The 15,953-nt window shown below is 69.9% G+C and carries 14 protein-coding genes; all 14 read right to left on the bottom strand.

Features of this window, described 5'->3' with window-relative positions; all coding sequences use genetic code 11:
* Positions 1-4 precede the first annotated feature (4 nt).
* The 14 genes from MKD50_RS07900 to MKD50_RS07835 all read right to left on the bottom strand — a co-directional run bounded on the left by MKD50_RS07900 (position 5) and on the right by MKD50_RS07835 (position 15,889).
* Positions 5-448 (bottom strand): hypothetical protein, encoded by a 444-nt coding sequence (locus MKD50_RS07900; protein WP_252666793.1) that lies wholly within the window; start codon positions 446-448, stop codon positions 5-7.
* Positions 438-1,814, bottom strand: a complete 1,377-nt coding sequence (locus tag MKD50_RS07895) for a phosphatase PAP2/dual specificity phosphatase family protein (RefSeq protein ID WP_252666792.1) — start codon at positions 1,812-1,814, stop codon at positions 438-440. Before MKD50_RS07895 ends, MKD50_RS07900 begins: the two co-directional genes overlap by 11 nt.
* Complete coding sequence (locus MKD50_RS07890; RefSeq protein WP_252666791.1) at positions 1,811-3,580, bottom strand: bifunctional alpha/beta hydrolase/class I SAM-dependent methyltransferase; 1,770 nt, start codon at positions 3,578-3,580, stop codon at positions 1,811-1,813. Before MKD50_RS07890 ends, MKD50_RS07895 begins: the two co-directional genes overlap by 4 nt.
* Positions 3,581-3,584: 4 nt before the next feature.
* Entirely contained in the window at positions 3,585-4,211 is a 627-nt protein-coding gene (locus MKD50_RS07885) for a CDP-alcohol phosphatidyltransferase family protein (RefSeq protein ID WP_115703404.1), read from the bottom strand.
* Positions 4,212-4,407: 196 nt separating this feature from the next.
* Positions 4,408-5,478, bottom strand: coding sequence for a M14 family metallopeptidase (locus tag MKD50_RS07880; RefSeq protein ID WP_252666790.1), 1,071 nt, complete (start codon positions 5,476-5,478; stop codon positions 4,408-4,410).
* A gap of 63 nt (positions 5,479-5,541) precedes the next feature.
* Positions 5,542-6,306: a hypothetical protein gene (locus tag MKD50_RS07875; RefSeq protein ID WP_115703407.1), complete on the bottom strand. Its 765-nt coding sequence runs from the start codon at positions 6,304-6,306 to the stop codon at positions 5,542-5,544.
* An 83-nt stretch (positions 6,307-6,389) separates the two neighbouring features.
* Positions 6,390-7,208, bottom strand: a complete 819-nt coding sequence (locus tag MKD50_RS07870) for a M55 family metallopeptidase (RefSeq protein WP_115703408.1) — start codon at positions 7,206-7,208, stop codon at positions 6,390-6,392.
* Positions 7,208-8,254 (bottom strand): P1 family peptidase, encoded by a 1,047-nt coding sequence (locus tag MKD50_RS07865; protein WP_252666789.1) that lies wholly within the window; start codon positions 8,252-8,254, stop codon positions 7,208-7,210. The genes MKD50_RS07870 and MKD50_RS07865 overlap by 1 nt, the downstream gene beginning before the upstream one ends.
* A gap of 2 nt (positions 8,255-8,256) precedes the next feature.
* The gene (gsiD, locus tag MKD50_RS07860; protein WP_115703412.1) at positions 8,257-9,171 is read right to left on the bottom strand and encodes a glutathione ABC transporter permease GsiD; all 915 of its coding nucleotides are present in this window, start codon (positions 9,169-9,171) and stop codon (positions 8,257-8,259) included.
* Positions 9,172-9,178: 7 nt separating this feature from the next.
* Positions 9,179-10,099, bottom strand: coding sequence for a glutathione ABC transporter permease GsiC (gene gsiC, locus MKD50_RS07855; RefSeq protein ID WP_012352988.1), 921 nt, complete (start codon positions 10,097-10,099; stop codon positions 9,179-9,181).
* 307 nt (positions 10,100-10,406) lie between these two features.
* Positions 10,407-11,963 (bottom strand): glutathione ABC transporter substrate-binding protein GsiB, encoded by a 1,557-nt coding sequence (gene gsiB / locus MKD50_RS07850; RefSeq protein ID WP_115703414.1) that lies wholly within the window; start codon positions 11,961-11,963, stop codon positions 10,407-10,409.
* A 28-nt stretch (positions 11,964-11,991) separates the two neighbouring features.
* Complete coding sequence (locus MKD50_RS07845) at positions 11,992-13,902, bottom strand: dipeptide ABC transporter ATP-binding protein (RefSeq protein WP_252666788.1); 1,911 nt, start codon at positions 13,900-13,902, stop codon at positions 11,992-11,994.
* 42 nt (positions 13,903-13,944) lie between these two features.
* Entirely contained in the window at positions 13,945-14,910 is a 966-nt protein-coding gene (locus tag MKD50_RS07840) for an isoaspartyl peptidase/L-asparaginase family protein (protein ID WP_252666787.1), read from the bottom strand.
* Between the two features lie 16 nt (positions 14,911-14,926).
* Positions 14,927-15,889: a MurR/RpiR family transcriptional regulator gene (locus MKD50_RS07835; protein WP_252666786.1), complete on the bottom strand. Its 963-nt coding sequence runs from the start codon at positions 15,887-15,889 to the stop codon at positions 14,927-14,929.
* Positions 15,890-15,953: the final 64 nt, after the last annotated feature.

Genomic DNA, 15,953 nt, shown 5'->3' with positions numbered 1-15,953 from the left:
TTGTTTACCTCAGGATCAGCGATAGCAAGGCCAGCAGCAGCTGGCACACGGTCATCACGGCGCTGGCGCGCACCAGGCGCAGCGCGCCGCGGGCGCGTTCGGGCAACGGGCGCGCGGCACGCGCGGCGGTCATCCAGCCCAGTTCAAGCAGCGCGACATCGAGCCTGGCCAGCTCGGGCTGGTCCGGCGCGCCGGTCGCGAGCGCACCGAACAGGCGCTGGTCGATCGCGACGCGCAGCAGCAGCCACAGCTGCGGCAGCGCCAGCAGCAACGCCAGCGCCGCCGGCCAGCGCGACATCGAGGTGCCCGCGCCCAGCCCAGCGGCCAGCATGGCGAACGCCAGTCCGGCCGCGCCGATCCACGCGGCACCCGCCAGCGCGCCCGTCACCGCGTGCGCAATCCAGGCGTCGGTGTCTTGCACGACATCAGTGTCCCGGTCAGCGGCCATCGCCAGGCTCCTGGGTAGCGGCACGATCCAGGCAACGCCGCAGCGCTTCGGCATGTTCGGGCCCGAGCACCACCGCCGGCCGGTGCTGGCGCAGCGCCGCCAGCGCGGCGCCGGCGTCGCGCAGCCCCTGCCGCCGCGCCAGCCACGCCGCCGCCACCAGCGCGCTGCGAGAATAGCCCAGCGCACAGCTGACCAGCACGCGGCGTCCCTGCCGCTGCCAGGCGTCGAGCTGCGCCACCGCCTGCGCGAGCTGCTGCGGCGTCGGCACGGTCAGGTCCAGCACGGGTACGCAGCGATACGCCAGGCCGGGTGCCGTGGCCGCGCGCGGCAGCTCGGCGCTGAGGTCGAGCACGGCATCGGCGCCGAGCGCGCGCAGCTCGGACCGCGTCGGGAAGCGGCCCACCCAGACACCCGGCGCGATCGCACTGGCCTGCGGCGTGCGCCGCGTCCACGAGCGTGAATTGATAAAGGCGCCCAGCAGGTAAGGCGCCAGTACCCAGCGCGCGCCCGGCGCCATGATGCCGTCGCCATCCTTCTGGAACCACGCCGGCGCCGCCAGCGCGTAGATGCGCGCCACGCAGGCCAGCGCCAGCGCGGCCCACAGCAGCAGGAACGCCAGCGTCACCGATGCGCCCACGGCCAGCACCGCGCACAGCAGCGCCACCAGCGCCCCCACGCCGTAGCGGCGCGACAGTTGCCGCGTGCGTGCATCGGGCACGCCGGCGGCGGCCGCTGGCAGCTGCATCGGCAACAGGTAGACGCACAGCCAGCCCACCAGCGCGCCGGTGGGCACGTCGATCAGGTGATGCTGCCAGGTGGTCAGCACCGACAGCGCGATCAGCGCAAACCAGCCGTGCAGCAGCCAGCGCCAGCCGCCGCGCAGGTGCGCCGCGAAGGCGACCCACAGGATCACCAGCAGGCTGATATGCAGCGACGGCGCCTGGTTGAACGGCAGGTCGAAGCCGCCCAGCAGCGTGAACAGCTGGCCCGGCAGGCCGTCGGCAGCGGGCCGCGCGAAGCTGAAGCGCAGCGGGAAGGCGATAAAGCACGCCACCGACACCAGCTGCGCCAGCACCAGCCGCTTCACATGCGTGACCAGCGCCGCGCGGCTGCGCCACAGGAAGAACGAGATGCCATACAGCAGGTCGATCGACCAGTACGGCACGATGGTCCAGGGCAGGAACGGAATGCCCCGCTCCCATTCGAAGTAAAACGACGGCACCTCGGCGCGCTGGCTCGCCAGCCAGTTGGCGAAGCCATAGCTGGAGAAGAAGAACGCGCCGGCCAGCGCCAGCAGCAGGCACGCCAGGCCCCACGGCCGTCGGGGATGCGCGGCGGCGCCGGCCTGCGTCGGCATCGTGCTCATGCGCCGCGCCTGCGCGCCAGGCTGACGGTGAAGATGCCCCACGGGTCGATGCGCTGCGTGATCTTGTCGAAGCCGGCGGTCCGCACCAGTTCATCCATCTCGGCCTGCGAGCGGCGCCGCATCACCCAGGCGGCGCCGGCGCGATGGCTGGTCAGCGCGCGCGCGATGAATTCCAGCTGCGGATGCCAGGGCTGGCCGGTGTAGATCAGGTAGCCGCCCGGCGGCACCGCGCGCGCCAGGCCGTCGAGCGAGCGCCGCACCATGGCGTTGTCGGCAAACAGCTCGTACAGGCCGGACACCACCGCCAGCGTCGGTGGCGGCGCCAGCGCGGCCAGGCTGTCGCCGTCAAAGGCATCGCCCTGCTCGAAGCGGGCCACGTGCTGCAGGCCCTTGGCAGCGATCAGCGCACGGCCCTGCTCCACGTTCAGCGCGCTGTAGTCGCGCAGCACGATCGACTCGACCGCGGCCGCGCCGCCCTCCAGCGCGCCCAGTGCTTCGAGCACGTAGCGCCCGTGCCCGGCGGCGATATCGACCATGCGCACCGGCATGCCGGCCGCGCGCAGGCGCCGCACGGCCTCGGCGATCAGCGCCTCGGCGTGGACCTTGCGCTGGCGGATGCCGCGCCAGCCGATCGCGTCGAGGTATTGCCGGTCGGCCAGCCGGCCCAGCGCGCCGCGGCCGGACGGCGTGTTGCGGTAAACGTAGTCGAGCGTGGAGCCGGAGTCGAAGCCGGTCTCATGGCCCAGCCGCACCCCGTCCGACAGCATCCCGCCCAGCTTCAGGTTGGCCCGCGCCGCGCGCCAGTACCAGGCGGCCAGCGCGCCCGGCGCCGACGCCAGCCGGTCCGCCTCCTCGCGGAACGGGCCGATCTGGTCGGCGTCGAGCAGCGAGCGCGGCGCCGACGGCGCGTCGAATTCGCGCAGGATAAAGCGGCGCGCGGCATCGACCGCCAGCTTGCGGTCGCGCTCGCCGAGGGTGTCGTGGTAGAAGCCGTCCAGCACGATGCGTTCCTTGGTGCGCGAGCCCAGGCGCTCGTAGAAGCGGTCCTGCGGCCCGCGGTGCACGACCCAGTCGGCGCCGGAGATCAGCAGCTGTGTCGGCACCGTGATCGCGGCCGCATCGGCAACGATGCGCTCGGCGGTCTGGTACAGGTCGAGCAGGATATTGACCGCGATCGGGCGCGTGATCAGCGGATCGCTGTCATAGCTGGCGATGCGCTCGGGATCGTGGGTCAGGAATTTTGCCTTGACGTAGCTGTTGACGAAGAACTTGCCGCGCAGGCGCTGCATCAGCTTCAGGCCCGGCCGCGCGAACGGCACGTAGAGCTTGACCTTGAACGCCGGCGACGCCAGCACCAGCGCGCGGATCGGCGGCGCGTAGTCGTGCACCCAGGTCGCGGCCAGCACCGCGCCCACGCTCTGCGCGACCACCGCGGTGCGTTCCAGCGGGATGCCATGGACCTCGGCGATATGCGCGGTGAAGGTCTGGATGTCGCGCACCGAATCCGCCAGGCTGGGGCTGTAGCCGCGCTCGCCGGGCGAATTGCCATGGCCGCGCGCATCCCAGGCAAAGATGTCGTAGCCGGGCAGGTTGAGCTCGTCGGCGAGGTGGGCGACCCGGCCGGAATGCTCGTGGCCGCGGTGGAACAGCACCACGGCGCCACGCGCCGGGTGCTCTACTGCCGGCCAGTGGCGATAGAACAGCGCCTGGCCGTCGTGGGTCTCGAATTGCCGCTGCAGCGGCTGGCGGGAAGACGGTCGGTCCATCGCGCTACTCCGCAAGGCGCGAGTGGGCTTCGGCGATGCCGCGGCGCACCCGGTTGGCCATCGTGAACAACGACAACAGCGACAGCAGCAGCCACAGCCAGCTGGCGGCCGCGCCGAAGCCCAGCCCAAGCCCGGCCCACAGCGCGATCGCGCCGACCGCGAAGGCGCGGTCGCTCTTGCCGAGCGGGCCATCGTAGCGCCGGCTGGCGCCGGCCAGCGGCCCGATCAGTCCGGCCGCTTCGACCAGCAGCGCCAGCAGCGCGAAGGTGCCCACCTGCCCGAGGCTGAAACCGGGCAGCGCGGCCAGCGGCAGGATCAGCGCCAGGTCCGAGACCATGTCGCCCAGCTCGTTCAGGTAGGCGCCCAGCACGCTTTGCTGGCCATGCTCGCGCGCCAGCATGCCGTCGATGGCATTGAGCGCCATGCGTGCGAACAACCACAGCGGAAACAGCAGGAACAGCGCCGGAGTCTCGGCCACCTGCATGCCCAGCGTGGCCAGTACGCCGACCGCGAGCGATCCGGCGGCCGCTGCCAGCGTGACCTGGTTGGCGGTCACGCCGCGCTGCGCCAGGTCTTGCACCAGGGGACGCAGCCAGGCCTGGAACCTGGGTTTCAGTTCGTAGAGCGTCATCGCGCCGGCCTCCCTGCCGAGCTGATGCCGGCAGCGCACCGCGCGGCGGCCGCTCCCGTCTTGTTCTTGGTCTTGGTCTGGCTCCTGGCCTGGCCACGGCATACCCAGGCCAGGACATGGCGGCAGTGCCTGGCTCGGCACTCTACCGCCAAGCCCGGACAATACCAGATGGCGCCTGCGGCCTGAACCCCACTCGCTAGGCCGACGCGATCGTGCTGCGCACGGCGTCGCTCACTTGCGCCACCACGCCGTCGCGCCAGTCGTCGGCATCGCCGTAGAAGGCGCGCCACATCGCCTGGCGCACCAGCGCGCGCTGGTTCTCGTCGGCCTCGGGATGCCGGTGCAGCCAGTGGTCGCCGCGCAGCGCGTCGAGCACCTCGCCCACCGGCAGCGTGCCGAACTCCAGCGCGATGCCGGCGTAGTCCACCGCCGGCAGGGTCTGCGGCACGGCGTGCCAGGCCAGCCCGGTCAGGTTGGCCGAGGTCGACGAGCCATCGTAGATCGAGGTCACGCGCTCGCCCCAGATGGCGCGCGTGCGCGTGATCGATTCAGGCGTGTCCGGGCCCATGTGGATCGGTTCGCCGTAGCCCCACGGGCCCAGGCCGGTATGGACGTCGATCCAGCGCAGCGCCGCGCGGCCGGCGCCGAAGCGCGCCAGGATGCGGCACAGCGTGTAGTTGCTCCAGGTGGCCTTGTCGCCGCCGTAGAACATGCCGCCCGGATCCTGGTACTGGCCGCTGCTGACCGCGGCCTGGTACCACGCCATGCCGCGCTCGGCCACCGCCTTCATCAGCCGCGCCTGGTCGGCCTCCGACGGCGGCCATTGCGCCGGCAGCAGCAGCGGCGCGATTTCGGCATAGGCGGCGTTATGCGGCAGCGGCTGCGAAAAATCCATGAAGTTGCGGTTCAGGTCGACGTTGTCCTCGTTGACCCGGCGCAGGTGCGAGAAGCCATAGGGATTGACCGCGTGCACCAGCAGCAGGCAGGCCTCGGCGGCGGCGCAATCGGCAAGCAGCGCGGCGTCGTGCAGCAGCGCCGCCTGCGCCCCGGAGCCGGCAAAGCCTTCGGCACCGTGCGTGCCGGAGGTCACCATGATGCAGAGCCGGGCCTCGGGCGCGCCGGCCAGCGCGACGTCGATTGCCAGATCTTCGCCGGCGCTGCCGCGCCGGGTAGGATGCGGGAATTGCGCCAGGGCGCCGCCGGCGGCGCGGGCGGCGTCCAGGAAGGTCTGGCGCGCTTCGGCGTAGCTGCGAGAAAAATGGCTCATGGCGTCACCCGCGGATGCGATGCAGGCATTAGACGCCAATTCGGCGAGTCTCGCCAGTCGCGGCTAGAACAGCGAACCGGACTGGAATCTGCCCGCCGCGGCGGGCGGCTCGGCCTCGGGCCCCCAGATGCCGGACGAGGTGAACGCCTGCGGATGCATCGCGATCCCGGCCGCGGCCAGCTGCGCCGCGGTCAGCACCAGGTGCCGCGCCAGCCAGTCATGCAGGCTGCGCAGGAAGCGGATGTTGTCGACGCTGGTGGATGCCGCGATCAGCCGCTCCAGCTTCACGTGCGCGGTATAGACGTCGAGCAGGTTGGTCGCGCGCAGGCGTGGCGGCGTCGACGGGCTGCGCTCGATCGCCAGGATGCGGCGCGCCTGCGCCGGGGCGATGTCGCCGCTGCGCTGGTATTGCGCGTAGATGTCCTCCAGCGCCGGGAAGCGCACCGTGGGCTGCACGCGCGGCACCGCGGCCACCTTTTCCATGCGCAGCACCAGGTAGCGGATCGCCGCGGCGCGTTCGGCCGCACGGGCCTGCGCGGGGTCGCGCCGGCGCGGGCCCGCTGGCAGCGCCGGCAAGGCCGTGCGCGGCACCACGTCGCGCTCGGTGTAGTCGGGCACTTGCCGCAGCAGGGCCGGCTGCGCCAGCGCGGCGCGCGCGCAGTCCTCGCCGAACGGGTATTCGTGCCCGGCGGCGTCGCGCAGGATATAAGCCTGGCCTTCCGGAAAGCCGTGATGGCGGCGGCTGGCGCCGCGCGCGTGGCAGCGTGTGGCGGGATCGACGAAATCCTTGCGTACCGGGATCCAGCCGCCGTCGTGTGCCTGGGTCATGCGTTGTATCTGGGCTGCCTGTTGCTCGACCCGCCATTGTCGCCGATCTGCGGGACGTGGCGGGCCCGCCGCGCTGCTCGGGCCTACTTGAGCATGAACGACATCGCCGACAGGCAGTTCAGCATGCGCACCGCGGCCTGCACCGAATCGGCCTGGAACGACAGCGTCACGCCGTCGCGCCGCTCCAGCGTCGGCCACTGGCAGAACAGGTCGGCGTGCGCCGGCGTCTGCGTCTGCAGCGTGCAGGCCACCGGCGCGGCGATGCGCAGGCATTGCGCCTGCGCGCGTTCACGCACCGCGGCCGCTGCCGCCGCGGCAATGGCCGCGCGCGCCGCCGCCGGCGACAGCGAAGCGCCGCTGCCGAAGCCGCCCGCGGCCTTGGTCTCGACAAAGCGCACCCACGGCATCAGCGCGTGGGTTTCCTGCACGAACACGTCGTCGCCGCTGGCCATCAGCACCGGCGCGCCGAACTCGCCGGCGAGCGCCGCGTACAAGCCGGCCTCGCCGAGCTCCTTGCCGTTGAGCCAGACCCGCGCAAAGGCGCTGCTGTTGATGGTGTGCGCGAGCACGCCCCGGCTCTGCGCGCGGCCGTGGTAGCCGATCATCAGCACGCCGTCGACGCCGCCCTCGACCCCCGCCATCATGCCCAGGTAGCGCGGCTTGCCCAGCACCACCCGCGCGCGCGGATCGAGCTGGTCGGGCAGCAGGTTGCGGAAGCCGCCGTGCGAATCGTTGACCAGCACTTCGGCCGCGCCGCCGGCAAAGGCGCCTTCGATGGCCGCATTGGCCTCGCCGGTCATCCAGGCGCGGGCGCGTTCGTATTCGCCATTGCCGGCACGGGTCTGCTCGGCGTGGAAGACGCCGGCGACGCCTTCGATATCGGTGGAAACAAGGATCTTCATCAGCAGCTCTGGCGCAGTTCGGGCATCACGTCGAGCAGCGCGGCGCGGCCGTGGCCGTCGCGGCCCTGCACCGGCACGGCATGCCACAGGGCATGCAGGATGGCTTGCTCGACGCTGTCCGCGGCGGCACGGAACAGCGGATCGAGCAGGGTTTCATGCAGCAGCGCTAGCGCCGGCATCGGCCGAGCGGCGTCGTCGGGCACGGTGTAGGCCGTCGAGAACGCCAGCGCGATATCGCCCGAGCCATGCCCGAACACCGAACCGGTGCGTGCCAGCCCGGCGCCGGCGCGCAACGACAGCCGGCGCAGCTGGCGCGCGTCCAGCGGGGCATCGGTGGCCACGATCATGATGATCGAACCCTTCTCCGGTTGCGCCGCGCCGTCCGGCAGCGCCAGCCGGCGTGCCAGCTCCGGCCCGACCAGCCGGCCGGCCACGGTCAGCGACTCCGGCGTGCCGAAATTGGCCAGCACCAGCGCGCCGACGCAATGGCCACCCGCCACGCGCGAAGCCGAGCCGATGCCGCCCTTGACGCCGAACGCCGACATGCCGCGGCCGGCGCCCACGGCGCCCTGCGCGAATCCGGCTGCCGCGCCGGCCAGCGCTGCATCGTAGTGCGAGCCGGCCACCGCCATGCGCTGGATATCGTTCAGGTAGCCGTCATTGCACTCGAACACCAGCGGATTGACCGTGGGCAGCGCGCGGCCGATTTCCGGGTTGGCCGCCACCGCCGCACGGATCTGCGCCTGCACCACGGCACCGACGGCAAAGGTATTGGTCAGCGACACCGGTGTCTCGAGCACGCCAAGCTCGTCCACCTGCACGAGCCCCACGCTCTTGCCGAAGCCATTGAGCACGGTGGCCGCGGCGGGCACCTTGTCGCGGTATGGATCGCCGCCATGCGGGCGGATCACGGTCACGCCGGTCTGCACGCCGCCCTCGGCCAGCGTGCAGTGGCCGACGGTGACGCCGGCCACGTCGGCAATGCTGTCCAGTGGCCCGGCGGGAAGGCTGCCGACGTGCGGCACGCCCAGGGTGGAAGCAGTCATCTTCAGCGGCGGTCGATCTTGGGATCGAGCGCGTCGCGCAGCCCGTCGCCCAGCAGGTTGAAGGCCAGCACGGTCAGGAAGATCGCCAGGCTGGGGAAGATCGCCACGTGCGGCGCCGTGACCATGTCGGCGCGCGCTTCGTTGAGCATCGCGCCCCATTCCGGCGTGGGCGGCTGCGCGCCCAGGCCCAGGAACGACAGGCTGGCCGCGGTGATGATCGAGGTACCGATCCGCATCGAGAAATACACCACGATCGACGACACCGTGCCCGGCAGGATATGGCGCATCAGGATGGTCCAGTCCGACGCGCCGATGCTGCGCGCGGCCTCGACATAGGTCAGCCGCTTGAGCATCAGGGTATTGCCGCGCACCAGCCGCGCGAACGCCGGGATGCTGAAGATGGCGACGGCGAAGATCACGTTGGTCATGCCGTTGCCGAGGATGGCGACGATGCCGATCGCCAGCAGGATGCCCGGGAAGGCGAACAGCACGTCGGAGATGCGCATCACGATGCGATCCCACCAGCCTTCGTAGTAGCCGGCCAGCAGGCCCAGCACGGTGCCGACCACCGCGCCGATGATCACCGACAAGAAACCCGCCGCCAGCGAGATGCGGGTGCCGGCCAGGATGCGGCTGAAGATATCGCGCCCCAGCGAATCGACGCCCATCCAGTGCGCGGCCGACGGGCCGGCGTTGAGCGCGTCGTAGTCGAAGAAATTCTCGGGGTCGTAAGGCACGATGTGCGGCGCCACGATGGCGATCGCCACCAGCACCAGCACGAACGCGCCGGCGCCCAGCGCCAGGTGCTGCTTGCGGAATTTGCGCCAGAACTCGGTCCAGGGCGTACGCACGGCCTCCGGCGCGGCGGTGGTAGCGGATGCCGCTGGCGCTGCGGCGGGCGTGGAAAGCTCAGTCATGCCGGCCTCACTTGTAGCGGATGGTGGGATTGATCACGGTGTAGAGCATGTCCACTACCAGGTTGATCAGGATGAATTCGAGCGAGAACAGCAGCACCTCGGCCTGGATCACGGGGTAGTCGCGCATCTCGACGGCGTCGACCAGCAGGCGTCCCAGCCCCGGCCAGTTGAACACCTTCTCGACCACGATCGAGCCGCCCAGCAGGAAGCCGAACTGCAGGCCCATCATGGTCACCACCGGGATCATGGCGTTGCGCAGGCCGTGCTTGGCCACCACCAGGGTCTCGCGCACGCCCTTGGCGCGGGCGGTGCGGATAAAGTCTTCCTGCAGCACCTCGACGAACGAGGCGCGGGTAAAGCGCGCCATCACCGCCGCCACCGCCGCGCCCAGCGTGACCGAGGGCAACACGTAGTGCTGCCAGGTGTCTGCGCCGATCGACGGCAGCCAGCCCAGCTGCACCGAGAACACCTCCATCAGCAGCATGCCCAGCGCGAAGGCCGGGAAGGAAATCCCGGAAACCGCCAGCGTCATGCCGAAGCGGTCCGGCCAGCGGTTGCGCCACACTGCCGAGCCGATGCCGATGGCCATGCCGAACACCACCGCCCACGCCATCGACGCCACCGTCAGCAGCAGCGTCGGCATGAAGCGGTCGCCGATCTCCTCGCTGACCGGGCGCTTGGTGCGCAGGGAATGGCCGAACTCGCCGCGCAGCGCGTTCGAGAAGAAATTGACGAACTGCTCGTGCAGGGGCCGGTCCAGGCCCAGGTCCTTGCGCACCAGTTCGACCGTGGCCGAGTCCGCCTCCGGACCCGCCGCCAGGCGCGCCGGATCGCCCGGCAGCAGGTGGACGAACAGGAACACCAGCACCGCCACGATCAGCAGCGTGGGGATCACGCCCAGCACGCGTTTGAGGAAGTAATTCAGCATCACACACCATGAAGAAAGGCCGCGGGCCGCCCGCCTGCGAACCCCGCGTCGCGAGGCAGGCGGCCGCTCTCGGCTTACTGCTCTACTGCTTGCTGCCCGATGGATGGGATGGCACGCTTGCGCCAATCAGGCAGCATCGCTACTGCAAGCGCCTGCCCTCTCCCCCGCCCTTCTCTTAGAGGGAGAGGGGAGAAATCACTCGGGACTCAAGATCCACCGGCTGTATGCTCCCCTCTCCCGCTTGCGGGAGAGGGGCCGGGGGAGAGGGCGAGAGCGTCAACGAAGTCGCCCTCCTTCGTTTCACACCTCACTGCTTGATATCGATCTCATCAAAATTGAACGACCCGTCAGGCATCACATACGCGCCGCTCATGCGCTTGCTGCGCGCGAACAGCACCTTCTCGGTCACCAGGAAGGCCCACGGCGCGTCCTTCCAGATGCGTTCCTGCGCGTCCTTGTACAGGCGCGCCTTCTCGCCGCGGTCGGTGGTGCGCAGCGCGCCGGCGATATCGGCGTCGACCTGCTCGTTCTTGTAGTAGGCGGTGTTCAGCAGCTTGGGCGGCATCGATTCCGAAGCCAGCAGCGGTCGCAGCGCCCAGTCGGATTCACCGGTCGACGACGACCAGCCCACGTAGTAGATGCGCACGCCGGCGTCCTCGGGCTTCGGTACGCTCTCGACCTTCTCCACGCGCTGGCCAGCCTCCAGTGCCTGCACCTGCGCCTTGATGCCTACCTGCTGCAGCTGCTGCTGCACGAACTGGATCACCTTCTGCGCGGTGGTGTGGTTGTAGGCCGACCACAGCGTGGTCTCGAAGCCGTTGGGGTAGCCGGCCTCCTTCAGCAGCGCGCGCGCCTTGGCCGGATCGTACGGCCACGGGCCCAGCTTCTCGGCATAGTCCACACCGTGCGGCACCACGCCCTCGGCCGGCACCGCGTAGCCGGCAAAGGCGACCTTGGCCAGTGCCTCCTTGTTGATGGCGTAGTTGATGGCCTGGCGCACCTTGGGGTCGTTGAACGGCTTGACCATGGTGTTCATGGTCAGGTAGCGCTGGATGATCGATGGCGCGGCGATCAGATCCACCTTGGCGCTGCTCTTCAGCACCGCGGCCTGCTCGAACGGGATGCTGAAGGCAAAGTCCGCCTCGCCGGTCTGCATGATGGCGGCGCGGGTGTTGTTATCGACCACCGGCTTCCAGGTGATGGTGTCGATCTTCGGGTAGCCGGTCTTCCAGAAGCCGGCGAACTTCTTGCCCTTCAGGTGGTCGGGCTGCTTCCACTCGACGAACTCGAACGGACCGGTGCCAACCGGATGGAAGGCAATGTCCTTGCCGTACTTCTGCAGCGCGGCCGGCGAGATCATCACCGCCGACGGATGCGCCAGCACGTTGATGAACGGCGAGAACGGCTCCTTCAGCGTGACCTTGACGGTGTTGGCATCGACCACGTCGGTCCTGGCCACGCGGTTGAACAGCGTGTAGCGCTTGAGCTTGTTGGCCGGATTGGTGACGCGGTCCAGGTTGGCCTTGACGGCGGCCGCATCGAAGCTGGTACCGTCGTGGAACTTGATGCCCTTCTTCAGCTTGATGGTGTAGGACAGGCCGTCCTTGCTGACGTCAAAGCTGTCGGCCAGGACGTTGACCAGCTTCATGTCCTTGTCCAGTCCGAACAGGCCCTGGTAGAAGGTCTTGCCGACTGCCTGCGACAGCGTATCGTTGGAATCGTACGGGTCCAGCGTGGTGAACGTCGAGGCAACCGCCATTACCGCGTCCTTGGCGGCAAAGGCAGACACCGGCGCCAGCGCGCCCACCGCGCCAGCCATAAGCAGCCCGGCCAGCAGCCTGGGCGAAACCATCCGTGCAGACATCTCGATTCTCCTTGGATTGACTTCCGTTTCAGTAGGCGCCGCCAACGGCGTGCCGCGCAACAAAATGACCGGGCGCACCGCTGCCCGCGACCGGCACCAGCGGCTGCACCACCGGCTCGTCGCCGACCGCGCGGATCGGGCTGGGGATCTCGTCGTTGAGCGGCTCGCGCCGCAGGTGACGCCGCGCCGGATCGGCGATCGGCACCGCCGACATCAGCTTCTTCGTGTACGGGTGCTGCGGGTTCTCGAAGATCGCGCGGCGCGGGCCGATCTCGACGATCTGGCCCAGGTACATCACCGCGACGCGGTGGCTGACGCGCTCCACCACCGCCATGTCGTGCGAGATGAACAGGAAGGCGATGCCGAGTTCGCGCTGCAGGTCCAGCATCAGGTCGACGATCTGCGCCTGGATCGACACGTCCAGTGCCGACACCGATTCATCCGCCACCACCACCTTGGGGTTCAGCGCCAGCGCGCGCGCAATGCAGATACGCTGGCGCTGGCCGCCGGAAAACTCGTGCGGATAGCGCGCCGCGTGCGACGGGTCCAGCCCCACCTTGTCGAGCAGCCAGGCCACGCGCTGCTCGGCCTCCTTGCCGCTGGCGACCTTGTGCACCAGCAGCGGCTCCATGATCGAATAGCCGACCGGCACGCGCGGATCGAGCGAGGCGAACGGGTCCTGGAAGATGAACTGGATATTGCGGCGCAGGGTCTGCAGCGCCGGCCCTTCCATCTTGCTGATGTTCTGGCCGTTGAACTCGATGGTGCCGCTCTGGCTTTCCACCAGGCGCAGCAGCGAGCGGCCGGTGGTGGACTTGCCGCAGCCGGACTCCCCAACCAGCGCCAGCGTCTCGCCGGGATAGAGGTCGAAGCTGACCTGTTCCACCGCATGCACGCGCCGCGTGACGCGGCCGAACAGGCCGCCGGGCACGTCGAAGCGCGTGACCAGATCCTGCACCCGCAGGATCGGCGCCACGCCGGGCGCCACCGTATCCTGCGGCGCGGCCGCCTCGGGGCTGGCGCTGTCCAGGCGCAGCAGCTGGAACTTGGCCGGCAGGTCGGTGCCGCGCATCGCGCCCAGGCGCGGCACTGCCGACAGCAGCGCGCGCGTGTACGGATTCGCCGGCGCGCGGAACACATCGTCCGAGGTGCCCTCTTCCACCTTCTCGCCCCGGTACATCACCAGCACGCGGTCGGCCACCTCGGCCACCACGCCCATATCGTGGGTGATGAAGACCACGCCCATGTGCATCTCGGCCTGCAGGCCGCGGATCAGCTGCAGGATCTCGGCCTGGATGGTCACGTCCAGCGCCGTGGTGGGCTCGTCGGCGATCAGCAGCGCGGGCTTGCACGACAGCGCCATCGCGATCATCACGCGCTGGCGCATGCCGCCGGACAGCTGGTGCGGATAGCGCTCGAGCACGCGGCGCGCTTCCGGGATGCGCACCAGCTCCAGCATGCGCAGCGCCTCGGCCCGTGCCGCGGCGCGGCTCTTGCCCTGGTGCAGGCGGATCGATTCCGCGATCTGCTCGCCCACCGGGAACACCGGATTGAGCGAGGTCATCGGCTCCTGGAAGATCATCGCCACGTCGGCGCCGCGCACGCTGCGCAGCGTGGCGTTGTCCGCACGCGCGAGGTCGATCACCTCGCCGCCGCGCCGGCGCAGCGCCATGCTGCCCGCCGCGATCTTGCCGCCGCCATGCTCGACCAGCCGCATCAGCGCCAGCGACGTCACCGACTTGCCCGAGCCCGACTCGCCCACCACCGCCAGCGTCTCGCCGCGATCGACATGGAAGGACAGGTTGCGCACGGCCTCGACAGTGCGCTCTGAGGTGGCGAAGCGCACGGTCAGTCCGTTCACCGAGACAACGCGCTCGGGCGGCAGTGCGATGCCGGATGCGGATACGGAAGCGTGCGCTTGCGCGGGGGTAGTGGCCACTGGAACTCCTTCTGTTGCTGCCTGATGCCGTGGTGCTGCGCGTCAGCCGTAGATCGAAACGTTGACCGCTTCGCCGACCCTGGCGAAACCGCGGTACATGCCTTCGGTGTTGAATGGCAGCGTGACATTGCCGGCGCGGTCGACCGCGATCAGGCCGCCGCGGCCCTGGATGGCCTGCAGTTTTTCCATCACCACGCGACGGGCCGATTCCTCGAGCGACAGGCCGGCGTAGCGCATCTGCGCGGACACGTCGTACGCGGCCACGGTGCGGATAAACATTTCGCCGGTGCCCGTTGCGGAGACCGCCGCCACGTCGTCGGCATAGCAGCCCGCGCCGATCACCGGCGTATCGCCGACGCGGCCGACCTGCTTGTTGGTCACGCCGCCGGTGGAAGTGGCTGCGGCCAGGTTGCCGCCGCTGTCGCGGGCCACCGCGCCGACGGTACCGAACTTGTTGTCGGGATCGATCGGCTCTGGCTTGGCTTGCGCCGCGAGCGCGGCGGCATCGTGGTCCAGCAGCGCCATGCCGGCATTGCCGCGCGCGCGCTGCCATTGCTCGTGGCGCGCCTGCGTGAAGTAGTAGTCGGGCGCCACCAGCTCCAGGCCCTGTGCCTGCGCGAACGCCTCGGCACCGGCGCCGGCAAACAGCACGTGTTCGCTGTGCTCCAGCACCGCGCGCGCGGCCAGCACCGGATTGCGCAGGCGCGTGACGCACGCCACCGCGCCGGCATCGAGCGTGGTGCCATCCATCACCGCGGCGTCCAGCTCATAGGTGCCGGCATGGGTCAGCACGGCGCCCTTGCCCGCGTTGAACAGCGGGCACTCTTCCAGCAGGCGCACGGCCTCGGTGACGGCGTCGAGGGCGCTGCCGCCATCGGCCAGGATGCGCTGGCCGGCTTGCAGCACATGTTGCAGCGCTCCGATGTATTCGCGTTCGCGGACCGCATCCATCGCCGCGCGGGTGATGGTGCCGGCGCCGCCGTGGATGGCAATGACAGCTGCTTGCATAAGGAGGCTCAGAGACTCAGGACTTGCGGGTGTTGGACGACTGCGCGCGGCGCGCGCCGGTCTTGGCTTCGGTGGGTTGCACTGGCATCGGCGCGGACCGGCGCGCGGGCTCGGCAGCGGGCGTGCCATACAGCCACGGCAGCAGGAATTCGGTCATTTCGGCGGCGGCCTTGACCGGGCGTTCGGCCCGGTGCGCCACCGCGCCGCACAGCGCCTCGATCAGCGCCAGCACGGTGGCATCGGAGTTGGCCGAGAGCCGGTTGCCGGCCTGCGCATACAGCGCGATATCGGCCAGCGGCGCCAGCGGCGAGGTCGGGCCGTCGGTCAGCGCCAGGACCTGGCCGCCGTGCGCCTTGACGCGCTGGGCCAGTTCGATGGAATCGGTCACATAGCGCGGGAAGGCGATCACGATCAGCAGGTCGCTCGGCTGCAGCTTGAACAGCTGCCGCGCCGCGTGCGAGGCGCCACCCGCGCCCGCCACCGACGTGACCATGCGGCAATGCATTTCCAGCCCGTGCTGCAGCAGCCCGGCAAGGAAGCCGCTGGCGCCGAAGCCCGCCACGTAGACGCGCTGCGCGGCGAGGATCGCCGCCACCGCGCGCTCGCACGCCTGCGCATCGATGCCGCGCCGCGTGGCTTCGGCATTGGCGGCCGCGTCCTCGAGCGAGGCGGCGAACACTTCGGCCACGGTGGCGGGCCGTTCCAGCTCGCTGCGCAGCCGCTCCACCGGCGCCAGCGTGGCTTCGAAACCGCGCACCAGCTCGGCCCGGAACTGCGGATAGCCATCGAAGCCGAGTGCGCGGGCAAAGCGGTTGGCCGTTGCTACCGATACCTCCACCGCCGCGGCGAATTCGTCGATGCGCATGGTCGCTGCGCGAAACAGGTTGGCCAGCACGTATTCCGCCATGCGGCGGTGCGCCGGCGTCAGCGACGGCAGGCTGCGTGCAATGCGGTCCGAGATCGAGTGGCCAATGGGCATGGTGGAACGGTTGATCGACAGCGCCTCAGGGTGCGCGTCGTTGTGAAAATGAATTTACACGCAA

It is taken from the genome of Cupriavidus mimosae, assembly GCF_023952485.1.
Taxonomy (GTDB): Bacteria; Pseudomonadota; Gammaproteobacteria; order Burkholderiales; family Burkholderiaceae; genus Cupriavidus; species Cupriavidus taiwanensis_C.
This window is presented reverse-complemented; position numbering and strand designations above follow the sequence as displayed.

Bases quoted from the DNA above. Each gene is read 5' to 3' on its own strand.
- MKD50_RS07835 (WP_252666786.1), bottom strand. From the start codon at position 15,889: ATGCCCATTGGCCACTCGATCTCGGACCGCATTGCACGCAGCCTGCCG.
- MKD50_RS07840 (WP_252666787.1), bottom strand. From the start codon at position 14,910: ATGCAAGCAGCTGTCATTGCCATCCACGGCGGCGCCGGCACCATCACC.
- gsiB (WP_115703414.1), bottom strand. From the start codon at position 11,963: ATGTCTGCACGGATGGTTTCGCCCAGGCTGCTGGCCGGGCTGCTTATG.
- gsiD (WP_115703412.1), bottom strand. From the start codon at position 9,171: ATGACTGAGCTTTCCACGCCCGCCGCAGCGCCAGCGGCATCCGCTACC.
- MKD50_RS07895 (WP_252666792.1), bottom strand. From the start codon at position 1,814: ATGAGCACGATGCCGACGCAGGCCGGCGCCGCCGCGCATCCCCGACGG.
- gsiC (WP_012352988.1), bottom strand. From the start codon at position 10,099: ATGCTGAATTACTTCCTCAAACGCGTGCTGGGCGTGATCCCCACGCTG.
- MKD50_RS07885 (WP_115703404.1), bottom strand. From the start codon at position 4,211: ATGACGCTCTACGAACTGAAACCCAGGTTCCAGGCCTGGCTGCGTCCC.
- MKD50_RS07875 (WP_115703407.1), bottom strand. From the start codon at position 6,306: ATGACCCAGGCACACGACGGCGGCTGGATCCCGGTACGCAAGGATTTC.
- MKD50_RS07880 (WP_252666790.1), bottom strand. From the start codon at position 5,478: ATGAGCCATTTTTCTCGCAGCTACGCCGAAGCGCGCCAGACCTTCCTG.
- MKD50_RS07890 (WP_252666791.1), bottom strand. From the start codon at position 3,580: ATGGACCGACCGTCTTCCCGCCAGCCGCTGCAGCGGCAATTCGAGACC.
- MKD50_RS07900 (WP_252666793.1), bottom strand. From the start codon at position 448: ATGGCCGCTGACCGGGACACTGATGTCGTGCAAGACACCGACGCCTGG.
- MKD50_RS07870 (WP_115703408.1), bottom strand. From the start codon at position 7,208: ATGAAGATCCTTGTTTCCACCGATATCGAAGGCGTCGCCGGCGTCTTC.
- MKD50_RS07865 (WP_252666789.1), bottom strand. From the start codon at position 8,254: ATGACTGCTTCCACCCTGGGCGTGCCGCACGTCGGCAGCCTTCCCGCC.